We start from the raw sequence: 24,119 nt of genomic DNA, 5'->3' as shown, positions 1-24,119 counted from the left end.
GCGAGCGACTTCGATCGAGTATGCATGGGTGATCAGCGTGCGCCGACTGGGCGATTCGGATTGGCGGATCTACCGTGACCTGCAACTGGCGTCATTGACCGATGCGCCGGACGCGGCGTGGCTCACCTACGACGAGGCCGCGCGGCGCTCCGAAGCGGATTGGCGGGACAACCTCTATCGTCGGCACGGATTCCGGCGGACCGGTCGGCGGCAGGTGATACCGCGGGATGCGTCGCTGATCGAAGTCGAGATGGTGGTCGGGCTCGGCGCGGATGGCGGGCAGTCGAAAACGCAAGGGGCGCAGATCTAGCCGATCTTGTCCGGTAGTCCGCGAGCGACAACCCGGCTACCATGCGCTAATGCGATGGGGGCGGTTGGGCGACCGACTACACCGCGCGGCATTGTTGCTCGCGGTATTGGCTGCGGTGGTTGGTGGGTTGGCGATTGCCGGGCTGACCTGGTGGTTGTTGTGGTGGTTCCTCGGCGCGAAGTCCGAGACGCCGAATCAGTTGGACCTCACCAAGATCGCGCTGTCGGTGGCGGCCGGGGTGGGTGGCGCGGTCGCGTTGGTGGTGGCATACCGGCGGCAGCGGGATCTGGAGCGGGGACGATTCGCGGAGCTGTTCGGGGCTGCGGCGCGGCAGTTGGGGGATGCGGATGCGGCGGTGCGGATCGCCGGGGTCTATGCGATGGCGGGGGTGGCCGATGAGTTCTCCGCGCCGAGTCGGCGACAGCAGTGCATCGACGTGCTGTGCGGGTACCTGCAGCTGCCGTACGACCCGGTCGCAGGCGCGAATCACCTTGTCTCGCGGGCCGAGTCGGCGGAGGAAGCCGGGACCAAGGTCGAGCGGGTCTACCAGTTCCGGCAGAACGATCGGGAGGTGCGCCGCGCCATCGTCCGCGTGATCGCCCAGCACCTGAGACCGTCCGTGGACATCTCGTGGTCGGCGTGCAACATCACCTTCAACGGCGCGGTGCTGGAGAAGGTCGATTTCCGGGACGCGGCGTTCTCGGGGCGGCACACATCGTTCGCCGGGGCGACGTTCATCGGGCCGTCGACTTTCGAGCGCGCGCGGTTCGACGGACACCATCTCACCTTCCGCGGCGCGACCTTCCGGGACGGCCCGGCGCTGTTCGACCACGCGACGTTCGATACCAGCCGCATCGAAAAGCGGGAACCGGCAGGCATTGGCACCACCTTCGCCGATGTCACTTTCGAAAGTTCGGTGTCGTTCGAGAGTGCGGCGTTCCATGGCCCGCGCACCAACTTCAGCGGTGCCCGCTTCCTCGGCGCGCGAACCTCGTTCCAGGAGGCAGAGTTCCGTGCGGAGCTGACCTCGTTCGAGCGCGCGGTACTGGACGGCGAACACATCGCCTTCGACCGCGCCGAATTCGTCGGCCCCCGTATCACATTCACGGGTGCACAGTTCTTGGCCACGCTCACCGCATTCGACGAGGCGCGGCTGGGCGCATCGAATCGACTGCGGAACAGGGGCACTCGGGAAACAGACTTCTCGCACGCCGAACTGCATGGCGGCGTCCGCTTTCCGCGCGCGGTCCTGGGCGGTCGTACCGTTGATTTCACCGAGGTCGACTTCTTCGGTGATATCTCCTTCCTCGGGACCCGCTTCGCCGCCCAGGAGATCCATTTCGATCGCCCGAGGGCCTGGGTGGGCACCCACTTCGACTGGGATGACGCGCCGACCCGCAAACCGACCAGCGTCAAACCCAATCCGTGGCCGCCCGCCCCCACGAGCCCGACGCCGCCGGTCTGATATCAGACGCGCACCTTCGCATAGGGCCGTTTCTCGGCGCCCGTCCATTCGACCAGGTAGTCGGTCCAGTTCTCGCCGTCGTTGTAGCGGGCGAGGATCGCGCGGTGGAACGAGGTCGGGGCGACGTCCCGATGGACGTCGCCCCGACGGGTGTTATGTCGGCCAGCCGCCGTAGGGGACGGTGATCAGCTCCATGAAGTGGCCGTTGGGGTCTTTGAAGTAGACGCCGCGGCCGCCGTCGTTGTGGTTGATCACGTTGACCCCGCGTTGCTGGGGGTCGGCCCAGTGATCCAGTTTGTAGCGCTGGATCTTGGCGTACGCCTCGTCGAACTCCGGCTCGGAGATCAGAAAGGCGTAATGCTGCGGTTGGATTTCGGTGACCGGCGGCGGGGCCTTCGCGAAGTCGAAGGTCGCGCCATTATCCGTGGGAAGGGGGATGAACGGACCCCATTCCGTTCCGATTTCCAAACCCAGGATGTCCGCCCAGAATTCGGCGGTCACCCGATTGTCGTGACAGGCGACAATGGTGTGATTGAACTGTACAGAGCGCATCGCGTAGCGATTCCGTGAGGGGTGGTGGTCGGGCGGCGGGTGGGCCAGGGGATTTCTCCTTGTGTCGTGACGGTCCCGACCCCGGGCTCGGTACAAGGCGGCCTACGGGAGCACCGTCACGGGCACCGAGGTTAGCGAATCACTTTCTACCGTGCCACCCCGGCGTGATCGGGACCATATTTCCTCGACCGTGTCGCAGGCTGTGACCCGCTTCGCTGTCTGTGACGGCGCGCGGTAGCGTCGGTGGAATGAAGATTCGAGGGGCGGTCCTGGAGCGGATCGCAGCGCCCGTGCCGTTCGCCGAGTCGGCGCCGATCACCGTCTGCGAGTTGGACCTCGGCGAACCCGGCCCGGGTGAGCTGCTGGTCCGGATCGAGGCGGCCGGGCTGTGTCATTCGGACCTGTCGGTGGTGGACGGAAACCGCGTGCGACCGGTGCCGATGCTGCTCGGACACGAGGCAGCGGGCATCGTCGAGGCGGTGGGGCCCGGCGGCAGTGATCTCGCGGTGGGGCAGCGCGTCGTGATGACCTTCCTGCCGCGCTGCGGGGAGTGCGCGGGCTGCGCTAGCGAAGGGCGGACGCCGTGTGGGCCCGGCAGCGTCGCCAACAATGCCGGTGAGCTGTTGAACGGTGGGCGGCGGCTGCACCGCGACGGCGCGCAGGTGCACCATCACCTCGGTGTATCCGCGTTCGCCACGTACGCCGTCGTCGATCGCCGATCGGTGGTTCCGGTCGATGCCGATGTGCCGCCCGAGGTCGCGGCGGTGCTCGGATGCGCCGTGCTCACCGGTGGGGGTGCGCTGCTCAATTCCGCGAAACCCGGTCCGGCGGATCGGATCATGGTCGTCGGGCTCGGCGGTGTCGGTATGGCGGCGGTGCTCGTCGCGCTGTCACTGGGGGAGCACGAGGTGATCGCCGTCGACACGGTTCCGGAAAAGCTCGCTCTGGCAAGGGAACTCGGTGCAAGCGCCGCCTATACTCCGGCCGAACTCGCCGAGCAGGGCGTCCTCGCGGAGGTGGTGGTCGAGGCCGCGGGCAATATCCGGGCCTTCGAAACCGCCGTCGCCGCAACAGGTCCGGGCGGCACGACCGTCACTGTCGGTCTGCCCGCCCCCGATGCCCGCGCGAGTATCTCGCCGTTGGCTCTGGTTGCCCAGGGGCGCACCATCATCGGCAGCTACCTCGGCTCGGCGGTGCCGTCCCGGGATATCCCGGAGTACGTTCGCATGTGGCGCGAGGGGCGTCTGCCCATCGAGAAGCTGGTGTCGTCGCATGTCGGGTTGGATGAAATCAACCACGCGATGGACGAACTCGCCGCAGGGCATGCGCTGCGTCAGGTGATCGTCTTCGAGTAGTCGCGATCGTCGAGTGCGTCGACGAATCGTGCCAGCAGTCGCGCGAATTCCTTGCGTTCGCGGTCGGTCCAATCCGACATCGCCGCCGCCATTGCGGTGCGACGCCCATCGCGTGCCGCTGCGACTACGTCCTGTCCGGCGGGGGTGAGGCGCAGAACGGTTCGTCTGCCGTCGTGCTGATCGGCCACCCGTTCCAGATGGCCGGATGACACTGCCTGGGCGACAAGGCGACTCGCGCGTGGCTGGTCGACACCCAGTGTGGGAGCGAGGGTTCCGACGGTCGCCGCACCGGAATCGGCTACCGCGTCGAGCACTCTGAAGACGGCGATGGGAACCGGTGAGTCCTTGCCCAGTGCGCCGCGAGTCTGCCGCCGCCGAATCCGGACCATCGCCGCTTCGACGGCCTTGGTGACCGCATCGTGCTCTTCCATTCTCTCCACTTTCATGTCATATTACATATAGTTGTAATTCTACATGCTTTGGAGGAACGATGGCAGGCCACCGCCCGATCGGTTACTGGCTCAAGGAACTCGATCGCCTGATCAACGCACGATTCGAAGACGATCTCGCCGCCGCCGGTCTGTCCCGTCGGCACTGGCAGATGCTGAACTCGCTGGCCGAAGGCCCGCGCCCGGCCGCCGAGGTCCGCGACGGTCTCGCACCGTTCTGGAACGACTCGTCGGAGTGGGATATTCAGCTCGCCCACCTGGTGGATCGCGGCGATATCGCCGACGACTCCGGCACCCTCGCCCTGACCGAAACGGGTCACACCACCCATCAGCAAGCCTTCGGCCTGATCGGCAAGCGCCGCCGCGCAATGCTCGACGGCATCACCGACGAGCAATACATCGAGACCGTCCGGCTACTGGAAAAGATGGCCGCCAACATGTCTGGCGCCGGCCCTTCGGACTAGCCGCCGGTGGGCCGTAGAGGCCGGTACTGGTAAACGTCGTGGTCGCGGAGGAAGGCTGCCGCACGCTCCTACGGTAGGGAAAAACTTTCCATACGCAAACATGCGCATATAGCAATGTGAATCACTCTAGGTCAGCGGACTGTGCCGCGAGCAGGGTCGATAGGCTTGCGGGGACATAGGTGGAACGAGGAGGTGCGGTGACCATTCGGGTCGGAGTGCTCGGGGCACGCGGGAAAGTCGGTCAGGCGATCTGCGCGGCGGTGCAGGCGGCGGCCGATCTGGAGTTGGTCGCGACCGTCGACAAGGACGATTCGCTCGAGGCGTTCACCGAATCCGGTACGCAGGTGGTCGTCGACTTCACCAATCCCGATGTGGTGATGGGGAACCTGAAGTTCCTGGTGGAACGCGGGATTCATGCGGTCGTCGGTACCACCGGATTCGATGATGCGCGCCTGGACGAGGTGCGCGGCTGGCTGGCCGGGCGACCGGAGACCGGCGTGCTGATCGCTCCGAACTTCGCCATCGGCGCGGTGCTGTCCATGCGTTTCGCCGAGCAGGCGGCCCGGTTCTTCGAATCGGTCGAGGTCATCGAACTGCACCACCCGAACAAGCTCGACGCCCCCTCGGGCACCGCCTACCGCACCGCGGGCCTGATCGCCGCCGCGCGGAACAAGGCCGGAGTCGGTCGCAGTCCCGACGCCACCACCCAGGAGCTCGAAGGTGCGCGCGGCGCCGACGTCGACGGCGTGCGGGTGCATTCGGTGCGGCTGGCCGGGCTCGTCGCCCACCAGGAGGTGCTCTTCGGTACCCAGGGCGAAACTCTCACCATTCGTCACGACTCCATCGACCGCTCGTCCTTCGCCCCCGGAGTCCTGCTCGGCGTCCGCGAAATCGCGAATCGCCCCGGCCTCACCGTCGGGCTCGACCCGTTCCTGGATCTGTGACACAGCCGGAACCGGTCGAGCCGGAAGCCGACTCTCGCGGTACCGAGGTCCGCAAGGTCGTCGCGCTCGTCGCGGCCCTGGTCGTCGTGCTCGGCTTCTACTTCCTGCTGCTCGGCCGCATCGCGATCAGCCTGATCGGCACAGGTGACGCCGCCGCCGTCATCATCGGTATCGGCGTTCTGATCCTGCCGTTGCTCGGCGTCTGGATCGTCTTCGCCACCGTCCGCGCCGCCCTGTCCCATCAACACCTGGCCCGCCGCATCCACGACGAGGGCCTCGAACTCGACACCTCCGACCTGCCGCGCCGCCCCTCCGGCCGCATCGAACGCGCCGCCGCCGACGAACTGTTCAACCAGGTCAAGCAGGAATGGGAAGCCGACCCCGACAACTGGCGCGTCTCCTACCGCCTCGCCCGCGCCTACGACTATGCCGGAGACCGCACCCGCGCCCGCGAAACCATGCGCCGCGCAGTCGCCTTGGAAAAACTGGACCACTGACCACAGAGAATCTGGACAACCGATCACCATGCGCTGGTCCGGGCAAACGTCGAGAAGTGACCGGCACCAGCACATTCTCGTTGGCTGGATATGCTGTGCATCCTCTTCGATGAGGCGCAGTATGGTGCTGTGGAGATGACAGCTGTGCGCATCGACAAACCAGACGATCTGAATGTCATCATCGGGCAGGCCCATTTCATCAAGACCGTCGAGGACCTGCATGAGGCGCTGGTTGGGACCAGTTCGCATCTGAGATTCGGGCTGGCGTTTTGCGAGGCGTCCGGTCCGCGCCTGGTCCGCTGCTCCGGCAATGACGATGATCTGGTCGAACTTGCCACGAAGAGCGCGGTTGCGGTCGGGGCCGGGCATTCGTTCATCGTTTTTCTGCGCGAGGGATATCCGGTCAATGTGCTCAATGCGGTGAAGCAGGTTCCGGAAGTCTGCGGAATCTTCTGTGCGACGGCCAATCCCGTCGATGTGTTGATTGCCGAGACGGAGTTGGGCAGAGGAATCGTCGGCGTGGTCGACGGGGGTGCGCCGCTGGGCGTCGAGAACGCCGACGACCAGGCAGATCGTCGACAGCTGCTGCGCCAGATCGGCTACAAGCTGTAGCGGCTACGCGAGCCGCAGAATCGAAACTCCCCCATACACAGAACAGTCCCCGGTAGTCTCCATCGAATCCATGAGTCACAACCGTCGCTGACAACTCCGATATTCAACTGGCTTGCCGGGGGCCTGGCCAGATCCTAAAAAGTGTCTCCGATATCGTCGGACGTCTCCTCCGACAGTTCGGCGCTTTCCGGTGTTCTGGTGTTCAGTTAATTCTCCTCCGTATTTGTCGCCAGTCAATAGCCACGCGCTCCTGAATATGGCTGTTTCGACCCCAATGGCGTGCAACCGTCCCACCGCTAACTCGGGTGCCGCAGTACGCTGCTCGATGTGCCTCGGCTGCTGATCATTCACCACACTCCATCGCCACATATGCAGGCGATGTTCGAGGCGGTTGTCGCCGGGGCGACCGATCCGGAGATCGAAGGTGTCGAGGTCGAGCGCCGCGCCGCATTGGCGGTCACCGCGAGTGATGTGCTGGATGCCGATGGTTATCTGCTCGGCAGCCCGGCGAACCTGGGCTATATGTCCGGTGCGCTCAAGCATGCGTTCGACACCTTCTACTACCCGTGTCTGGACTCGACAAGCGGTCGTCCGTTCGGTTTCTATCTGCACGGCAATGAGGGCACCGAGGGCGCGGAGCGCGGCGTGGTCAGCGTGACCACCGGCCTCGGCTGGGCGAAAGTGGCCGCGCCGGTCATCGTGATGGGCCCGCCGTCCAAGGACGATATTCAGCGTTGCTGGGAGCTCGGAGCAACTGTCGCGGCGCAGCTCATGGGGTAATCGACCGGCCCCCGATTTTTGGTGTCTGACTGGTCATCGGGGGCGACGGGCATACTACGAGGTGACGTTGTAGCGGTGGGGATGTGGACGAGTTTGCTCGGGAACGGAGTATCGAGGTGATGTGGGCCGAAGGGGGCGAAACAGCACCGCGCCGGATCGGGCTGGTCGAAGACCACGAATCGGTGGCGATCGGGCTTGCCGCGATGCTGGCGCCGGAACCCGATCTCGATCTGGTGCTGACCGCGGGGACCGTGCCGGAACTGCTCGCGGCGGCGGCGAACAGCCCGTCGCCGGCGACCACTGGCAGCTCGCTCGACACACGGCTGGATCTGGTCGTCCTCGATCTGCGGCTGGCCGATGGGTCCTCGCCGGAGGACAACGTGCGCGCGCTGCGCAACCGGGGAATCGAAGTCCTGGTGTTCACCGGCGCGGATAACGCGTTCCTGGTGCGCGCCGCCGCGAAGGCCGGTGTGCTCGGGGTGGTGCGCAAATCCGAGGATGTGCCGACAGTGGTCGCCGCGGTGCGCCGCGCGGCCTCGGGCGAGCAGGTCGTGACCACCGACTGGGCCGCCGCCATCGACGGCGATCCGCAGCTGTCCGACGTGGGCCTGAGCCCGCGTCAGGAAGAGGTACTCACGCTCTACGCATCCGGTGAGAAGGCCTCGCGCGTCGCGCGCTTGACCGGACTCTCCGAGCAGACCGTCAACGACTATCTGGGGCGCATCCGGCAGAAATACGCCGATGCGGGTCGTCCGGCTCCCACCAAGACCGACCTCTACAAGCGGGCGGTAGAGGACGGATGGTTACCGGTTCCCGAGCGGCATCCCCGCGGATGACCGCGTCCAGCATGCTGGACACCCCACCCACAGCGGGCTCCGCCTCGCTCGACCCATTCCGGGTGAGTCGCTGGCGCCGTGCGCTGGCCATGTCCAGGCAAAAGATTGTCGAGGCCGCCTCGGATCGCATTCTGCGGCGGCTGGGTCTGGCGATCGGCATCGCCGGCGTGATCGTCGCGATCGTCGAATTGCCCGATATCGCCGACCAGGCCAAATTCATCTCCGGCCCGTGGTCCATCCTGGTGGTCGGGGTGGCGCTGGGGTGGTTCCCGGTGCTCGCGGTCGTGTCGATCACGATGGGCCCCAAGGTGATTCGGATGGTCGCGGGCGCGGCCGCGGTGAGTTACCTCGCGGCACTGGCCACCATGCCGTTCATCTACGCCGTGCCACCGACCGACACCTCGTCGGTCTGGATGTATCGGGTGCTCGCGCTCGGTGTGCTCGCGGCGGTGCTGGCTTGGCGTGCGTCGCTGGCCGTCACCTATCTGCTGGTCGCCACGGCGACGGGCGCGCTGGCGAATCGGTATGTGATGTCCGACCCGACGGCCTGGTCGCTGGTCGGTGACTTCGCCAGGGCCGCGGGTTTGTGCGCGCTGTTCCTGTGGTGTTGCATCTACGCACTCGCCGCGGCGGCGCGGGTGGACCGGGAGTCGGTGATCGCGAGCAGGCGCGCGGCCGCGGTGGCCGGTGCGGCGGCCCGGGATCGGGAACGTGCCCGTTTCGCCGCGCTGATCCACGATGCGGTGCTGTCGACGCTGCTCGACGCCTCGCGCGCCGGCGCCGAGTCACCGGTGCTGCGCCATCAGGCCGAACGCACGCTGGAACAACTCGACGAATGCCGCGGCGCCAATACCGAACCCGACCGGCTGGACGCGCAGTCGGCGATCGGTTTTCTGCGCTCGGCGGTATACGAGGTGAATCCGGGTATCCGGTTCACCGCCCGGCGCTGGGCCGGACTCGATGATCTGCGGCTGCCGGTGCACGCGGCGGGCACCATCGCCGCCGCACTCGCCGAGGCGGCGCGAAACAGCCTGCGCCACGCCACTGTTCCGGGCCGCGCCGTGCAGCGCACCGTCACAGTGACGATCAGCGCGGGTGGTATCCGAGTCGTATTCCGTGATGACGGAGCGGGTTTCGATCTGGACCGGGTTTCCGCCGACCGGCTGGGCGTCTCGGTGAGCATCCTCGGCCGGATGCGCCAGCTCGCGGGTGGGGCCGGATTCGTGGAGTCCCAACCGGGGGAGGGAACGACAGTGACCTTGGTCTGGGGTGGCGATGGCTGACACCGGCAATGAGTTCGGGCTGCGGGATCTGCTCGGGCTGCGCGACCGCTCCGCCTGGCTGTTCCTGGTTATTTTCGAAGTGACGATCGTGCTGTACATGATGCGCAACTTCGCTGAATCGCCGGTGCTTCTGGCCACGACCGCGCTGATATTGCTGGTCGGGGCCGGGGTGGTGGTCCTGGTGGTTCCGGTCGATCCGCTGCCCCTGCCCGCCGCTGTCGCGGTGGCCGCGGCCGGACCGATCGCGACCGCGCTGACCACTGTCGCTATCGACTACGGCATGTCCAAACAGGTGTGGACCGCATTCGCCTCCTCCTATGTCCTGGCGGTATTGGTGCTGCGCGGCCGATTGGGCGCGGCCTGGTGCGGTGTCGCCGGGATCGCGGCGGTGATCGCGGTGGTCGGCGCGACGACCGGGCTGCGCGTGGTCGTCGGATCCATCGTGCCGATCGCCACGGTGGCCGGGGTCTCGATCGGCGCGGCCGTGATGCGCCCGATGCAGCGCTCGCTGCGGCTATTGCGGGAAGAGGCGACCATGCGTGCGGCCGCCGAGGCGACCATGGCCGCGCAGAACGGCGAGCGGGACCGGCAGTTGGCCCGGCTCGACAAGGTGGCCCGGCCGATTCTGGAACGCATTGCCGACGGTGCCGAGCTCTCCGCGGGCGAGCGCGAAGAGTGCAGGCTGCTCGAGGCCGAGTTGCGCGACGGATTGCGCGCGCCACAGTTGGTGACCGACGAGTTGAGCAGTGCCGCGCGCGGCGCACGTTCGCGTGGGGTCGAGGTGGTGCTGCTCGATGACGGCGGTTTCGCCGGGGTGCCGAAGTGGGTGCGCCAGCAGGTGATCGAGTCCGCGACCAGGGAATTGGATGCGGCCAATGCCGGTTCGGTGACCGTCCGGGTGCTGCCGATGGGCCGCCGGGTGCTGGCGACGGTCCTCGCGAACGCGCCGGATCGGGATCGGCGCACCGAGATCGATACCGCGGGCGAGGTCTCGGTCTCGACCTGATCTGTCGTACCCCCATGGCATTGTCGTGATCATGCGGAAGATGAGTGCGGCCGCGGCGCGTCGGACGGCGTTGGCCGCGCAGGGATTCGCGGCGCGGCGGCCGACCGCCACGACGCGCAAGTCGGTGCTGGGTGTACTGGCGAGAACGCAACTACTGCAACTGGATTCGGTGTCGGCGGTGGTGCGCGCGCATTATGCGCCGGTATTCAGCCGGATCGGTGGTTACGACCGCACTGTGCTGGATGAATCGGCCTGGAGCAATGGTGTGCGGCGGCCACGGCGACTGGTCGAGTACTGGGCGCACGAGGCCGCGCTGATCCCGGTCGAGGACTGGCCGCTGATGCGCTGGCGGATGCGCAAATACGAGCACGGACGCTGGGACGGCATGCGCCGGGTCAAGGAACGCAATCCCACCCTCGGCAAGGACATCCTCGACGTGATCACCGAGGTCGGCGCGTCGACCGCCGGTGAGGTGGAGCGCCATCTCGAGCTGGACAAGCCGCGCCCGAAAGGTTCCTGGTGGAATCTCAGCGATACCAAGATGATCTGCGAGCAACTCTTCGCCGCGGGTGAACTATCGGTCGATAAGCGGGTCGGTTTCACCAGGCATTACGACCTGGCCGAGCGAGTGATTCCGCCGGAGATCTTGGCGCGCACCGTATCCGAGGACGAGGCGATCCGGGAGTTGGTGCTGCGCGCGGGCACCGCACTCGGCGTCGCGACCGAGACCGACCTGCGCGACTACTACCGGCTGCATCGATCACAGACCGAACCGGCGATCGCCGATCTGGTCGACGCGGGGGAGTTCGAACCGGTCGAGGTCGCGGGCTGGGACAAACCGGCGTATTTGCGGGCCGGTGCCGTGACGCCGCGCCGGATCGAAGGTTCCGCACTGCTGTGTCCCTTCGATCCGCTGATCTTCTTCCGCGCCCGCACCGATCGGATCTTCGACTTCCACTACCGGATCGAGATCTACACACCGGAACCCAAACGGGTGCACGGCTATTACGTATTTCCGTTCCTGTTGAACGGCGAGCTCGTCGGCCGCGTCGACCTACGTGCCGAGCGCGCGTCGGGACGACTGCTGGTGCCGGGTGCGTTCGCCGAGCCCGGCCACGGCACTCCCGAAACCGCGCGAGCGCTCACCGATGCGTTGCGCGAGATGGCGGACTGGCTCGAACTCGACGAGGTGGTGACCGGCGAACGCGGCGATCTCGCGCCGCTGCTATAGCGCTCAGGTCAACTCGCGCGCCGCCCGCACTCGCATGAAGGCGTCGTCGACCAGCGGTTCGCGCTCCTGCGCCGGCGTCCATATCGAATCGACCAACGCCGAGAACCCCGACCGCCTTCGATTGTGCGAGCCCGGGTTCACGCAGTCGCACACAGCCCGAGCGCGAGTTGGCAGCCGGGCCGCCGGTCAGATATCGCGCTTGGGTCCGTATCCGCGCATTTGATCGCGCAACGCGCCGCTGACGGCATTCGACAGCCACGAGTTCAGCGAGACCCCACTCGCGGCAGCCGCTTCCTCGGCTTTCGCCTTCATCTGCTCGACCAATCGCAGGGTGACCCGGCTGATATCGCCGGTCATTTCCTCGAAGGTCGGATGCTCGCTATCGGCGGTCGGGTTCTTGCGGACATCGACGGTCGCATCGGTGCCGTCCACCGAGACGTGCACGGTCCGGTCGCCGAGCTCGGCGCTGACTTCCGCGGCGAGATCCGATAGCGCCGCGAGCAGCGCCAGCCGCGCCGAACTCTCCGTCGCCGCGGCCAATGCGGCGGCGGTGGCCTGGGTCTTTTCGTCACCGAGGGCGGCTGCCGCGATCAGGTCCTCGCGTAGTCGGGCGGTGTATTTGTTCAAATCCATGACATCAGTGTGACGCCATCGCTGATGTCATACAAGGACGAGTTTGACATCATGCTCATCGGATGCGAGGCGAATCACTTGCTATGGCAGGCCGATCGGCGGTCAGGGTGTCGAGGCCGTTCCCTGGAGCGGGTAGCCTTTCTGACCATGACGAACGGTGAATCGACGCCAACACCGCGGCGTGCGCCTCAGGCCCGGAGGCGGCAGCATGGGTAACGACGGGGCGCCCGCGAGCACCGCGAATCGAACACCGGTGCGCGCCTCCGGCACAGTGGGTGTCGCGATGGTGAGCCCCTTCGGTGCCGACGGCAAGCTCAATGTCGATGCCGGGGTCGCGCTGGCGGCCCGCCTGGTCGACCGCGGCGTCGATCTGCTCGCGATCTCCGGCACCACCGGGGAATCGCCGACCACCACCGAATCGGAAAAGGCGGACCTGCTGCGCGCCGTCGTCGACGCGGTCGGCGAGCGCGCCACTGTGATCGCGGGTGCGGGCACCTACGACACCGCGCATTCGATCGAACTCGCCCGCAACGCCCAGCGTGCGGGTGCGCACGGCCTGCTCGTGGTCACCCCGTACTACTCCCGTCCCACTCAGGACGGTCTGCTCGCGCATTTCACCGCCGTCGCCGACGCCACCGACCTGCCGGTCACGCTCTACGACATTCCACCGCGCTCGGTCGTGCCCATTGCCAGCGACACCATCCGCAGACTCGCCGAACATCCGCGCATCGTCGCGGTCAAGGACGCCAAGGGCGACCTGTGCGCGGGCGCAGAACTCATCGCCAACACCGACCTGGACTTCTACTCCGGTGACGACGCGCTGAACCTGCCGTGGCTCTCGGTCGGTGCGACCGGATTCATCAGTGTCATCGGACATCTCGTGCCCGAGCGCCTGCGCGCGTTGATCGACGCCTACCGGGCCGGTGACGTGGTGCGCGCCCGCGAGATCAATGCGAGCCTGCTGCCGCTGAACGCCGCGATGTCGCGCTTGGGCGGAGTTGCGATGAGCAAGGGCGGTCTGCGCCTGCTCGGTGTCGAAGTCGGCGAACCACGATTGCCGCAATTGATGCCGAACACCGAACAACTCGATGCCCTGGCCGCTGACCTGCGGATGGCGGGGGTGGTCGCATGACAGAGGCCATGGGACGTCGACCCCGCCGGACCGCATCGCGTGCTGCGGGCGCGCCCGAACCCGCGGCGCCGCGCAAGTCACCGGCGAAGGCCGAAAAGGCCGATCGGGCAGCGCAGTCCGAGAGCGGCGATCTAGCCCGCGCAGAGCAGGCCGCCCCGGCGAAGGCGCCCGCGAAGAAGGCGGCCGCCAAGAAGACCGCCGCGGCCAAGGCACCCGCGGTGCAGGCGCCGGCCGCCAAGGCCGAGCAGCCCCGCAAGCAGAGCCGCGGCCGTCAGCAGGGTCGTGGTCGCGGCGAGCAGCCTGCGCCTGCCCCCGTCGAGCGCGCGACCGCCGACCGGCTCGGCGCGCCGCCGAAGCTGCCCAAGAACGGTCTGCGCGTCTTCGCCCTCGGCGGCATCGGCGAAATCGGCCGCAATATGACCGTTTTCGAATATGGCGGCAAACTGCTCATCGTCGACTGCGGTGTGCTGTTCCCGGAGGACCAGCAGCCCGGCGTCGACCTGATCCTGCCCGACTTCCGGCCCATCGAGGACCGGATGGACGATGTCCAAGCCATCGTGCTCACCCACGGCCACGAGGACCACATCGGCGCGGTGCCGTTCCTGCTGCGGCTGCGTGCCGACATTCCGGTCATCGGTTCGAGGTTCACCCTCGCGCTGGTGGCAGCGAAATGCCGGGAGCACCGGCAGCGGCCGAAGCTCGTCGAGGTGAGCGAGGGCCAGCACACCACGCACGGGCCGTTCGGTTGCGAGTACTTCGCGGTCAACCACTCCATTCCGGACGCCATCGCGGTCGCGATCCGCACCCCCGCCGGCGTCGTGCTGCACACCGGCGACATCAAGCTCGATCAGTTGCCCCTGGACGGTCGCCTCACCGACCTGGCCGGATTCTCCCGACTCGGCGACGAGGGCGTCGACCTGTTCCTGGTCGACTCCACCAATGCCGAGGTGCCGGGCTTCGTCACCCCCGAACGCGAGATCGGCGGCGTGCTGGACACGGTGATCGGCAAGGCCCGCCACCGGGTGATCGTCGCGTCGTTCGCCAGCCATGTGCATCGCATCCAGCAGGTTGTCGATGTCGCCCAGAAGTACGGTCGCCGAGTGTGTTTCGTCGGTCGCTCGATGGTGCGCAATATGGAGATCGCGCAGGACCTCGGTTACTTGACCGTGCCCGATAGTGTGGTCGTCGATCTCGACGTCGCCGCGACCCTGCCGGGTGATCGGCTGGTGCTGATCTCGACCGGATCGCAGGGCGAGCCGCTCTCGGCGCTGTCGCGGATGGCGCGCGGTGAACACCGCCAGATCAATATCCGCGCCGACGATCTCGTGGTGCTGGCCTCCTCGCTGATTCCGGGCAATGAGAACTCGGTGTTCGCGGTGGTCAACGGCCTGGCCCGGCTCGGTGCCACAGTGATCACCCAGCAGAACGCGAAGGTGCACGTCTCCGGGCACGCGTCCGCGGGTGAGCTGCTGTACCTGTACAACGCGGTGCGACCGACCAATGCCATGCCGGTGCACGGCGAATGGCGGCATCTGCGCGCCAATGCCGCGCTCGCGGTGGCGACCGGCGTGCCGGAGGACCGGGTGGTACTCGCCGAGGACGGCGTCGTGGTGGACCTGGTCGACGGGATCGCCTCGATCGTCGGCCGGGTTCCGGTCGGGCACGTGTACGTCGACGGGCTTTCGGTCGGTGATGTCGGTGAATCGACGCTGTCGGATCGTCTGGTGCTGGGCGAGGGCGGGTTCATCTCGATCACTCTCGCGGTCGATTCGACCACCGGTAAGGCAGTCAGCGCGCCCGAGGTGAGCGGGCGCGGCTTCTCCGACGATCCGAACGCGCTGTTCGATGCCGCGGCGCTGGTCGAGGCGGAATTGCTGCGGCTGGCCGGTGAAGGCGTCACCGATATCCATCGCATCGCGCAGAGTGTGCGGCGCGTGGTCGGCCGGTGGGTCGCCGATACCTACCGCCGCCGTCCGATGATCGTGCCCACCGTTATCGGAGTCTGAGAGCAACGCGAAACCGCCGGATAACGTTGTCGTCCGGCGGTTTTCGTGTCTCATGGGCTATTGCTCGAGCCGGAGGGCGCTTTTCGGACGCGCGCGGCTGGGCTATGTTCGACAGTGTGAGCATGGCACAACGGGAACGCCGGGCACTGGTGGATACGATGTCCGCCGTCGGGCCGGACGCGCCGACCCTCTGCGGTGACTGGACGGTGCGCGACTTGGCGGCGCACTTGGTCGTTCGCGAGCGGCGGCCGGATGCATCTCCCGGCATCATGTTGAAGCCGCTCGCCGGATACTTGGAGTCGGTGCAGGCCAAGGCGGCCCAACGCCCGTTCCCCGATCTGCTGGAAGATGTGCGCTCCGGCCCGCCGTGGTGGTCGCCGCTCAAACCGTTCGACGCAGCCGCCAACATGACCGAGATGTTCGTCCATCACGAGGATGTGCGCCGCGCCGCGCCCGGTTGGGAGCCGCGTGAGCTGTCCGCCGCCGACGAGGACAAGCTGTGGACGACGCTGCGCCGAATGGGCAAGATGGCCTACCGTAAATCGCCGGTCACCGTCGAGTTGGTCACGCTGGACGGCAGGCGCGCGATCGCGCGCACGAAATCGGGAACCGCGACCGTGACTCTGACCGGCAAGCCCTCCGAACTGGTGCTGCACGCGTTCGGCCGCGACGAGGTCCGGATCGAATCCACGGGCGACGGCGACGCGGTACGGGCTGTACTTAACCTGGATCGCTCGATATAACACGCTTCGGGTTGCCGAAGGAGGACTGACTCGACGCTGGCAGTCCCGACCGACCTTCCGCGTGATTCGTGGTGAGCGGACGCTCTGTCAGTCGCGTTGCGGCTATCCCGTCGCCCCTTACTGATGCAGGGCACGATTTTCTTGTCGGTGGCCTGTGGCATGCTGCGATGGTGGTGCGGCACACATCATTCCGGTTCTGCTTGGACCCCACGGTCGAGCAGGAAATGACGCTGTCACGCCATGTTGGTGCTGCGCGGTTCGCATTCAATCAGTGTTTGCACACGGTGAAGACGGCGTTGACTGCCCGCCGAACCGATCGATCGGTACCGGTGCCGTGGTCGGGATTCGATCTGATCAATGATTTCAACCGGTGGAAGAAATCCGAGCAGGCCGGTCGGGTGTTCATCGTCGATACAACGAGAAGCTGCCGACCTGGATGCACGCCTCCGCCACCAACCGCGAGCGAATTCCGACGGCAGCGGCTGGGTAGGGGTTGATCGTGGGTTGTCTGCGTTCCTGGTCGCGGCAACCAGTGACGGTGCTGAAGTCACCCGTGTCAGCGATCCTCCGAAACCGCTGGTTGGTGGAATGCGTAAGCAGCGCCGCCTCGCCATGTCGGTTACGCGAAAACTGAAGGGTTCCAACAACAGGCGGAAGGCAGCTGCCCAACTGGGGCGGCACCATGCCCGTGTTGCCAATATTCGTCGTCATTTCCTGCATGAGATCACCACCGGGTTGGTCAAAATCCACGACCGGCTCGTTCTGGAAGATCTGAATACCGCTGGCATGCTACGCAATCGCCGTTTGGCGCGGGCGATCAGCGATGCCGGGTGGGCCGAGTTCGCGCGCATGATCACCTACAAGCAGGGCTGGCGCAGTGGCACGGTTGTGCTCGCTGATCGCTGGTTTCCGTCGAGTCGGATTTGTTCGCGCTGCGGTATCCGCACCACCGAACTGACCCTGGCCGACCGGATCTTTGCCTGTGGGTGTGGTCATCGACTCGACCGCGACCGCAACGCCGCGGTCAACCTCGCCGCCTGGGGCGAGCAATATCACCGTGATTTTTCCAGGCTCGGGAGCCCGAAGCACGAGCCCCGGTCATCAATGTCCGCCGACGGGAAGGCGCTGGCCTACACGCCTGTGTGGGTGAAACCGATCCGGATGAAGCGGAAACCGACACTCAGCTATGAGTCGAGGACGTCCGAGAAGGACGGTGCTTCCCTACCTCACCGGATGGGATCCACGCTGTAGCCTGAGGCAATGGCAGGTAAGCCCCGCAGCTCCACGACCACTCGTGCGCGGGCGGGATCGGCCCGGGGGAGGACCGCGGCGGCATCTCGTTCGGGCCAGGCTCGCGCCGGTACGCAGCGCCGTACGCCCGCGGCGCGCGGCCGCACCACACCGGCGCGCCGCCCCGTCCGGCGCAAGTCGAATACCGCGCCGCTCGCGGTGATCAGCCGCACCATCAGCGGCGGCTGGAATATGCTCGCGCGCGGACTCGGCGCCACCACCCGCACCATCAGCCGGGCGGGCGAGATCGAACACGGTCACCGCCGCGACGGCATCGCGCTGGCCCTCATCGCGCTCAGTGCGGTGATCGCGGCCGCCGTATGGCTTTCGGCGGGCGGCCCGATCGGGCATTGGGTCGAAGAGGCGATCCGCGCGGTCTCCGGATCGGCATCGGCCGGACTGCCGTTCGTGGCCACCGGGATTGCCGTCGTGTTGATGCGGACCGAGGCGCATCCGGAGATCCGGCCGCGGCTGGTGCTGGGCGGGTTGCTGATCGGATTGCCGATCCTCGGTCTGTGGCATATTGCGGCCGGGTCGCCGACCGACGCGCACGGGCGTTCGCGTGCAGCGGGTTTCGTCGGTTTCGTGATGGGCGGGCCGCTGACCAACGGACTCACCGCCTGGTTGTCGGTGCCGATTCTGTTGCTGGCCATCATCTTCGGTGTGCTGCTGGTGACCGGCACTACCGTGCGCGAGGTGCCGCAACGGCTGAGCGAGTACTTCGGCACCGGCAGCGGTGGCGACGAATACGGTGACTACGACGGCGGATCCGATTTCGATCCGGCCAACTACGACGCCGATGGCTTCCCGCTGCATCGCGGTACCAAGTCGAAGCGACGCGGCCGCACACCCGAGGAGAACTACCCGCCCGACGAATTCGGCGGGCCGGACGCGGTGACCGAGGTGATCGGCGAGCCGCCGCTACGCGATGCGAAACCCATTGCGCCCGAGGTTCCCGAAGATAAGCCCAAGCCGAAGAAGCGCGCTCCGGTCAAGGTCGAGGACCAGACTCCGCCGCCGCCCAAGCAGCTCGAATTCATCACCGACCGCGAGGTCGAGGGCGATTACACGCTGCCACCGCTGACGCTGCTGACCGACGGCGATCCGCCCAAGAAGCGCAGTGCCGCCAACGAATCGATGATCGAGGCGATCACCGAGGTACTGGTGCAGTTCAAGATCGACGCGGCGGTCACCGGCTTCGTGCGCGGCCCGACGGTTACCCGGTACGAGGTGGAACTCGGCCCCGGCGTGAAGGTCGAGAAGATCACCGCGCTGGCCCGCAATATCGCCTATGCCGTTGCCACCGAGAACGTTCGGCTGCTCGCCCCGATTCCGGGCAAATCCGCGGTCGGCATCGAGGTGCCCAACTCCGACCGCGAACTGGTGCGCCTGGCCGATGTGCTCAAGGCGCCATCGACCCGAAACGACCACCACCCGTTGGTGATCGGCCTCGGCAAGAACATCGAGGGCGACTTCGTCTCGGCGAATCTGGCGAAGATGCCGCATCTGCTGGTCGCCGGTTCCACCGGTTCCGGTAAGTCGAGCTTCGTGAACTCGATGCTGGTGTCGCTGTTGGCGCGCTCGACACCGGATGAGGTCCGGATGATCCTCATCGACCCCAAGATGGTGGAACTCACGCCGTACGAGGGCATTCCGCATCTCATCACGCCCATCATCACCCAGCCGAAGAAGGCCGCCGCCGCGTTGACCTGGCTGGTGGAGGAGATGGAGCAGCGCTACCAGGACATGCAGGCCAACAAGGTGCGCCACATCGACGACTTCAACAAGAAGGTCAAGTCGGGTGCCATCACCGCGCCGCTGGGCAGCGAACGGGTGTACCGGCCCTACCCGTACATCCTCGCCATCGTCGACGAACTCGCCGACCTCATGATGACCGCACCGCGTGATGTCGAGGACGCCATCGTGCGGATCACCCAAAAGGCCCGCGCCGCGGGCATTCACCTGGTGCTCGCGACGCAGCGGCCCTCGGTGGACGTGGTCACCGGTCTGATCAAGACCAACGTGCCGTCCCGATTGGCCTTCGCCACTTCGTCGTTGACGGATTCGCGAGTCATCCTGGACCAGCCGGGCGCGGAGAAGCTGATCGGCATGGGCGACGGGCTGTTCCTGCCCATGGGCGCGAACAAGCCCACCCGTCTGCAGGGCGCGTTCATCTCCGACGAGGAGATCCACGGGGTCGTCGATTTCGCCAAGAACCAGGCCGAACCGGAGTACCAGGAGGGCGTCACCGCTGCCAAGGCGGGCGAGAAGAAGGACGTCGATCCGGATATCGGCGACGATCTGGATGTCTTCGTGCAAGCCGTAGAGTTGGTCGTCACTTCACAGTTCGGCTCGACGTCCATGCTGCAGCGCAAGCTGCGCGTCGGCTTCGCCAAGGCCGGACGGCTGATGGACCTGATGGAGACCCGCGGCGTCGTCGGACCCAGCGAGGGTTCGAAGGCGCGCGATGTGCTCATCAAGCCCGACGAACTCGAGGGACTGCTGTGGACGATCCGCGGCGGCGGCGGCGAGGCATCCGATAGCCCGGAGGAGTAGCGAAAACGCTTCGGCGGCCGATGGGGTGGCACCACAGGGTTATCGAGCGGGTGCCGACGACCAGGGCTATCGCGGCCTCCGAGCCGACCACGCGTCCTCGATGATCGCGTCGATATCGGAGTTCGGCGACCAACCCAACTCGGTGTGCGCGCGGCTGCTGTCGCTGATGAGCCGGTCCGGTTCTGTTGCCGCGGCGCGGTATTCGACCGGGATGTGACATCTGGTCACCCGCGTTGCCGCTGCGACGAGGTCGTTGATGCTGGTGCCGACGCCGGTGCCGATGTTGTAGCGACGGTACCGACCTGGTTGGGAGAGACCGGCCATCGCCGCGTCGAAAGCGCGCGCGGCATCGTCACGATGCAGATAATCACGCACCGCGCTGCCGTCGCCGTTGACGATCAGCGTCGGATTCTCGCCCGCGGCCACCGCGAGGATTCGCGAAATGATCTGGGTCTCATCCGGATCCGGTCCACCGGCAAGGTTGAACAGCCGTAACACCGTTGCGTCGAGCAGACCGGTCGCGGCCTGTGCGGCGATCGCCGACTCGGCGGCCTGCTTGCTGGCGGCGTACGGGTGCGGCGGATCGTCTGCGAGGTCCTCGGCCATGGGTTGCCGCCGCGGGGCACCGTAGATCGACGCGGTGGACGCGAATACGATCTTGCGCACCCCGGCGGTCGCCATGGCCTGTAACAGCGTCACGGTTCCGCCCGCGTTGACCTCGAAGTAATCGAGTGGGCTGGCAAACGATTCGCGAACGCGGGTCAATGCGGCGAGATGGCAGACCAACTCGATACCGTGCAGTGCCGCGCCGAGCGCGTCCCGGTCGCCGAGATGGGCGGTTCGGACCACAATCCCGTCCGGGACACCGTCGCGCCCACGATGCACCAGCCCGATGACATCGTGCCCGTCGGCGCACAGGGTCCGCGCGACCGCACTACCGAGGTAGCCGTTCGCGCCGGTGACGAGTATCCGCACCGCACCATCCAACCAGCCTCTTCGGTGGTAGCTCATCGTGGAGTCGAACCACGCGGCAGGGCCTTATGAGAGCCCCGGGGCCAACCTGCATGAGCCATGCGCTGGAGTGCCAGGATTCGAACCTGGACCGGCGAATTCAAAGTCCGTCATGCTGCCCTTACACCACACTCCACCGTTCTCGGCGAGCGCCGGGAAACTCAGCTGGAGTGCCAGGATTCGAACCTGGATCGACGGGGTCAGGGCCTATCATGCTGCCGTTACACCACACTCCATCGGCGCGCCCGGAAGGATTCGAACCTTCATCCGCCTGCTTCGTAAACAGGTGCTCCATCCGTTGAGCTACGAGCGCTGGTCCGGGCTTGAACCCGGATCGTTCCCTCGGCGAGATTCGAACTCGCACCGTCTGGATTCTAAGTCCAGTGCCTCTGCCAATTGGGCTACGAGGGAGTGGTTTTGGTACCCGTGGGTGGGATCGAACCACCGACCTGCGCCATCGGAGGGCGCCACTCTTTCCACTGAGCTACACGGGCTCAAAACCGGGTGACAGCAAGGTTATTCATTATCGGTATGACGAATTACCTACTGCCGTATATTCGCTGTGAAGTTATCTAGCACGGATGGAGGGACTCGAACCCCCAACAGCACGACTTTGGAGATCGTTGCTCTTCCAGTTGAGCTACATCCGCCGGACAGAAAAGGGGCCGCTCCGTGGCGAGTAATTCGCCGGGAGCGGCCCCTGCTCAGGCCTTTTCGAATCGAGACCTTCAGGGGCGGCTCCGGACGTTCGCCTGTCGCCGCTGCGACATCCGCAGCCAGGTCAGGCGCAGCTGCGACATCGACAGCTGGGTGCCGGCACGCAATTGCCAGACACCGGCGAGGGAGCGTAGTCCCTGGTCCTGGGTGCTGGTCATTGCCTTCGCCTTTCGTGGTTCCGATTACGGGCTGCTGATTACGTTCTAGATAACGCTAACACCGATAGACGCCGTGAGGAACCCATTTATTCCCCACCGGCGAGTTGTCGGCGCGCCTGCAAGGTGTAACTCAACGGAAGCCGCTCCGGATGTTCGGTGAGTCGCCATTCGCCATTCGCCTCGCGCGTCATCTGGCCGGGCAACGCTTCCCAGGGAACGCTCCGGTGCTCCACCAGTCCGGTGATCGTCATACCGTGGTCGAGCAGCGCGGTCACCACTTCGCCTAGTCCGTGATTCCACTCGTGGGTGACGAGCTGGGTGAATTCGGTATCGGTCTCGACATAAGTGGTTCCATCCGAAAACACCATGGGCTCAGGTATTTCGAAGTAGGGATAGCCGACAGTTGGCCGGTCGGTGCGTGTTTCGTCTATCGCCCGCCCGCTAGCGACTGCTTGCAGGTCGCTCGAAACGGCCAGCATGGGGTGTCCCTCGCGCAGAAACAGCCGCCCGCCGGGCCGGAGCAGTCCCGCGACGGTCTGTGCCCAGTGATCGATGCTCGGAATCCAGCACAGCGCGCCGATTCCGGTGAACACGAGATCGAATTGTGCTGCGCCCAGCGCTGATACCGCGTCGTAGACATCCGATTCGACGAAATCGACCGGAGTCCTGGTCTTTTCGGTCAGCGTGCGCGCCTGGGTCAGTGCTGCGGAGGAGAAGTCCAGCCCGGTCATCCGCGCCCCGAGCCGCGCCAGCGAGATGGTGTCGGTGCCGATATGGCATTGCAGGTGCACGCCGCGCAGTCCACGGATATCGCCGAGTAGCGGCTGATCGAACCGGACCACCTCGGAGAGGAATTCCGGATCGGAGACGAAGCGGGTCACTGCGTAGTCCGGCGAGGCGGCGTGTGCTGGCGCGCGTTCATCCCACTTCGCCTTGTTGAGGACGCGATAGTCGTCGGTCATGTTCGCGACTGTGGCACGACGCGCACTGTGATCGCATGTGAAATTATGGTCAGCAACTGACCCGCAAGCTCGTCAGAACGGACAAATCGGGCATCATGGTTGTTATGACATTTTCGGATCTCGCATGCACGTAACCGCACTCGAATGGACGCTCACGATCGTGGTGATCCTGGGCCTGTTCGTCTTCGACTTCTTCGCCCACGTCCGCACGCCACACGATCCGACCTTCAAGGAATCGGGCATCTGGTCGGCGATCTACATCACCCTGGCGCTGGTGTTCGGCGGCTTCGTCGCCTGGAAGTGGGGCTCGACCTTCGCGGGGGAGTACTACGCGGGCTTCGTCACCGAGAAGGCGCTCTCGGTCGACAACCTGTTCATCTTCGTCATCATCATGTCGACCTTCGCGGTACCGCGGATCTACCAGCAAAAGGTGCTGCTGATCGGCATCGTGCTCGCCTTGGTCATGCGCGGGGTGTTCATCGCCGTCGGCGCGGCCGCCATCAGCGCGTTCAGTTGGGTGTTCTATCTGTTCGGCGCGTTCCTGGTCTACACGGCCGTCAAGCTGTTGCGTGAGAGCGGGCACGAGGTCGAGCAGGAGGAGAAGCGCGATAGCCGGATCGTGGCGCTGGCCAAGCGGGTACTCCCGACCACCGACGAGTACGACGGCGACAAACTGCTCACCAGGATCGATGGTCGGCGCGTGGTCACCCCATTGCTGTTGGCGCTGTTGGCGATCGGCTTCGCGGACCTGCTGTTCGCGTTGGATTCCATCCCCGCGATCTACGGTCTCACCGAGCAGCCCTATATCGTCTTCACCGCGAACGCCTTCGCACTCATGGGTTTACGGCAGCTGTTCTTCCTCATCGGCGGTTTGCTCGATCGCCTGGTCTACCTGTCCTACGGCCTGTCGGCGATCCTCGCGTTCATCGGCGTCAAACTGGTGCTGCACGCATTGCACGAGAACACCCTGCCTTTCATCAACGGTGGTGAGCACGTCAAGGTACCGGAGATCTCGACGCCGGTGTCGCTGGGCGTCATTCTCGGCATTCTGATCGTCGCGACGGTGGCCAGCTTGATCAAAACCCGCGGCGCGTCCCGCCACGCGGACAGCGCACTGGGTGACTGAC

At 66.0% G+C, this 24,119-nt stretch carries 25 protein-coding genes and 6 tRNA genes; 19 read left to right on the top strand and 12 right to left on the bottom strand.

Annotation, left to right across the window (positions count from 1 at the left end):
• Window positions 1-28: 28 nt before the first annotated feature.
• Window positions 29-310, top strand: coding sequence for a hypothetical protein (locus OG874_RS22905; protein WP_330249202.1), 282 nt, complete (start codon window positions 29-31; stop codon window positions 308-310).
• 49 nt (window positions 311-359) lie between these two features.
• Window positions 360-1,775 carry a pentapeptide repeat-containing protein gene (locus OG874_RS22900; protein WP_330249201.1) on the top strand — a complete coding sequence of 472 codons (1,416 nt, stop codon included), beginning with the start codon at window positions 360-362 and terminating at the stop codon, window positions 1,773-1,775.
• A gap of 153 nt (window positions 1,776-1,928) precedes the next feature.
• On the opposite strand, the gene OG874_RS22895 is transcribed toward OG874_RS22900, so the two are convergent.
• Window positions 1,929-2,327 (bottom strand): VOC family protein, encoded by a 399-nt coding sequence (locus OG874_RS22895; RefSeq protein WP_330249200.1) that lies wholly within the window; start codon window positions 2,325-2,327, stop codon window positions 1,929-1,931.
• A 248-nt stretch (window positions 2,328-2,575) separates the two neighbouring features.
• Between OG874_RS22895 and OG874_RS22890 the strand changes: the two genes are divergently transcribed.
• Window positions 2,576-3,682 carry an alcohol dehydrogenase catalytic domain-containing protein gene (locus OG874_RS22890; protein WP_330249199.1) on the top strand — a complete coding sequence of 369 codons (1,107 nt, stop codon included), beginning with the start codon at window positions 2,576-2,578 and terminating at the stop codon, window positions 3,680-3,682.
• On the opposite strand, the gene OG874_RS22885 is transcribed toward OG874_RS22890, so the two are convergent.
• Window positions 3,661-4,113: a MarR family winged helix-turn-helix transcriptional regulator gene (locus tag OG874_RS22885; RefSeq protein ID WP_330249198.1), complete on the bottom strand. Its 453-nt coding sequence runs from the start codon at window positions 4,111-4,113 to the stop codon at window positions 3,661-3,663. The genes OG874_RS22890 and OG874_RS22885 overlap by 22 nt on opposite strands.
• A gap of 59 nt (window positions 4,114-4,172) precedes the next feature.
• On the opposite strand from OG874_RS22885, the gene OG874_RS22880 reads away from it, so the two are divergent.
• From OG874_RS22880 to OG874_RS22840, 9 genes are all read left to right on the top strand, one after another.
• Window positions 4,173-4,595 carry a MarR family transcriptional regulator gene (locus OG874_RS22880; RefSeq protein ID WP_330249197.1) on the top strand — a complete coding sequence of 141 codons (423 nt, stop codon included), beginning with the start codon at window positions 4,173-4,175 and terminating at the stop codon, window positions 4,593-4,595.
• 197 nt (window positions 4,596-4,792) lie between these two features.
• Complete coding sequence (gene dapB / locus OG874_RS22875) at window positions 4,793-5,539, top strand: 4-hydroxy-tetrahydrodipicolinate reductase (protein ID WP_330249196.1); 747 nt, start codon at window positions 4,793-4,795, stop codon at window positions 5,537-5,539.
• Window positions 5,536-6,036 carry a hypothetical protein gene (locus OG874_RS22870; protein WP_330249195.1) on the top strand — a complete coding sequence of 167 codons (501 nt, stop codon included), beginning with the start codon at window positions 5,536-5,538 and terminating at the stop codon, window positions 6,034-6,036. The genes dapB and OG874_RS22870 overlap by 4 nt, the downstream gene beginning before the upstream one ends.
• A gap of 135 nt (window positions 6,037-6,171) precedes the next feature.
• Entirely contained in the window at window positions 6,172-6,648 is a 477-nt protein-coding gene (locus tag OG874_RS22865; RefSeq protein ID WP_330249194.1) for an adenosine-specific kinase, read from the top strand.
• A gap of 327 nt (window positions 6,649-6,975) precedes the next feature.
• Complete coding sequence (locus OG874_RS22860; protein WP_330249193.1) at window positions 6,976-7,428, top strand: flavodoxin family protein; 453 nt, start codon at window positions 6,976-6,978, stop codon at window positions 7,426-7,428.
• A gap of 119 nt (window positions 7,429-7,547) precedes the next feature.
• Window positions 7,548-8,264, top strand: coding sequence for a DNA-binding response regulator (locus tag OG874_RS22855; RefSeq protein WP_330257371.1), 717 nt, complete (start codon window positions 7,548-7,550; stop codon window positions 8,262-8,264).
• Window positions 8,261-9,547: an ATP-binding protein gene (locus OG874_RS22850; protein ID WP_330249192.1), complete on the top strand. Its 1,287-nt coding sequence runs from the start codon at window positions 8,261-8,263 to the stop codon at window positions 9,545-9,547. Before OG874_RS22855 ends, OG874_RS22850 begins: the two co-directional genes overlap by 4 nt.
• Window positions 9,540-10,553: a hypothetical protein gene (locus OG874_RS22845; protein ID WP_330249191.1), complete on the top strand. Its 1,014-nt coding sequence runs from the start codon at window positions 9,540-9,542 to the stop codon at window positions 10,551-10,553. Before OG874_RS22850 ends, OG874_RS22845 begins: the two co-directional genes overlap by 8 nt.
• A gap of 31 nt (window positions 10,554-10,584) precedes the next feature.
• Window positions 10,585-11,784 (top strand): winged helix-turn-helix domain-containing protein, encoded by a 1,200-nt coding sequence (locus tag OG874_RS22840; RefSeq protein WP_330249190.1) that lies wholly within the window; start codon window positions 10,585-10,587, stop codon window positions 11,782-11,784.
• Between the two features lie 186 nt (window positions 11,785-11,970).
• Here the strand turns inward: OG874_RS22840 and OG874_RS22835 are convergent, their stop codons facing one another.
• Complete coding sequence (locus OG874_RS22835; protein ID WP_330249189.1) at window positions 11,971-12,417, bottom strand: toxin-antitoxin system HicB family antitoxin; 447 nt, start codon at window positions 12,415-12,417, stop codon at window positions 11,971-11,973.
• 208 nt (window positions 12,418-12,625) lie between these two features.
• Here OG874_RS22835 and dapA point away from each other — a divergent pair, with 208 nt between their 5' ends.
• From dapA to OG874_RS22810, 6 genes are all read left to right on the top strand, one after another.
• Window positions 12,626-13,549 carry a 4-hydroxy-tetrahydrodipicolinate synthase gene (gene dapA, locus OG874_RS22830; RefSeq protein WP_330257155.1) on the top strand — a complete coding sequence of 308 codons (924 nt, stop codon included), beginning with the start codon at window positions 12,626-12,628 and terminating at the stop codon, window positions 13,547-13,549.
• A gap of 8 nt (window positions 13,550-13,557) precedes the next feature.
• A complete protein-coding gene (locus OG874_RS22825) occupies window positions 13,558-15,555 on the top strand; it encodes a ribonuclease J (protein ID WP_330257370.1) in 1,998 nt (665 codons plus the stop codon).
• A gap of 116 nt (window positions 15,556-15,671) precedes the next feature.
• Complete coding sequence (locus OG874_RS22820) at window positions 15,672-16,298, top strand: TIGR03085 family metal-binding protein (protein WP_330257154.1); 627 nt, start codon at window positions 15,672-15,674, stop codon at window positions 16,296-16,298.
• 167 nt (window positions 16,299-16,465) lie between these two features.
• Entirely contained in the window at window positions 16,466-16,795 is a 330-nt protein-coding gene (locus tag OG874_RS44815; protein ID WP_442943419.1) for a helix-turn-helix domain-containing protein, read from the top strand.
• Window positions 16,710-17,549, top strand: coding sequence for an RNA-guided endonuclease InsQ/TnpB family protein (locus tag OG874_RS22815; protein WP_442943418.1), 840 nt, complete (start codon window positions 16,710-16,712; stop codon window positions 17,547-17,549). Before OG874_RS44815 ends, OG874_RS22815 begins: the two co-directional genes overlap by 86 nt.
• A gap of 9 nt (window positions 17,550-17,558) precedes the next feature.
• Complete coding sequence (locus OG874_RS22810; protein ID WP_330257152.1) at window positions 17,559-20,144, top strand: DNA translocase FtsK; 2,586 nt, start codon at window positions 17,559-17,561, stop codon at window positions 20,142-20,144.
• Window positions 20,145-20,210: 66 nt separating this feature from the next.
• Here OG874_RS22810 and OG874_RS22805 read toward each other — a convergent pair whose 3' ends face one another.
• The 9 genes from OG874_RS22805 to OG874_RS22765 form a co-directional block, all read right to left on the bottom strand.
• Window positions 20,211-21,155, bottom strand: a complete 945-nt coding sequence (locus OG874_RS22805) for an NAD-dependent epimerase/dehydratase family protein (RefSeq protein WP_330257151.1) — start codon at window positions 21,153-21,155, stop codon at window positions 20,211-20,213.
• A 65-nt stretch (window positions 21,156-21,220) separates the two neighbouring features.
• Window positions 21,221-21,291: transfer RNA gene (locus tag OG874_RS22800), tRNA-Gln, on the bottom strand.
• Window positions 21,292-21,320: 29 nt separating this feature from the next.
• Window positions 21,321-21,391: transfer RNA gene (locus OG874_RS22795), tRNA-Gln, on the bottom strand.
• Window positions 21,392-21,395: 4 nt separating this feature from the next.
• A tRNA-Arg gene (locus tag OG874_RS22790) sits at window positions 21,396-21,468 on the bottom strand.
• 24 nt (window positions 21,469-21,492) lie between these two features.
• Window positions 21,493-21,566, bottom strand: a tRNA-Leu gene (locus OG874_RS22785).
• A 7-nt stretch (window positions 21,567-21,573) separates the two neighbouring features.
• Window positions 21,574-21,649 (bottom strand) — tRNA-Arg (locus OG874_RS22780).
• Window positions 21,650-21,731: 82 nt separating this feature from the next.
• Window positions 21,732-21,805 (bottom strand) — tRNA-Trp (locus OG874_RS22775).
• A gap of 78 nt (window positions 21,806-21,883) precedes the next feature.
• Complete coding sequence (locus OG874_RS22770; protein ID WP_330257150.1) at window positions 21,884-22,030, bottom strand: hypothetical protein; 147 nt, start codon at window positions 22,028-22,030, stop codon at window positions 21,884-21,886.
• Between the two features lie 86 nt (window positions 22,031-22,116).
• Window positions 22,117-22,992: a class I SAM-dependent methyltransferase gene (locus OG874_RS22765; RefSeq protein ID WP_330257149.1), complete on the bottom strand. Its 876-nt coding sequence runs from the start codon at window positions 22,990-22,992 to the stop codon at window positions 22,117-22,119.
• Between the two features lie 124 nt (window positions 22,993-23,116).
• Between OG874_RS22765 and OG874_RS22760 the strand changes: the two genes are divergently transcribed.
• The gene (locus OG874_RS22760) at window positions 23,117-24,118 is read left to right on the top strand and encodes a TerC family protein (protein ID WP_330257148.1); all 1,002 of its coding nucleotides are present in this window, start codon (window positions 23,117-23,119) and stop codon (window positions 24,116-24,118) included.
• The last annotated feature ends 1 nt before the right edge of the window (window position 24,119 follow it).

The organism is Nocardia sp. NBC_00565 (assembly GCF_036345915.1).
Classification (GTDB): Bacteria; Actinomycetota; Actinomycetes; order Mycobacteriales; family Mycobacteriaceae; genus Nocardia.
The sequence above is the reverse complement of the archived record's forward strand: the minus strand, read 5'-3'. Positions and strand labels throughout refer to the sequence as shown.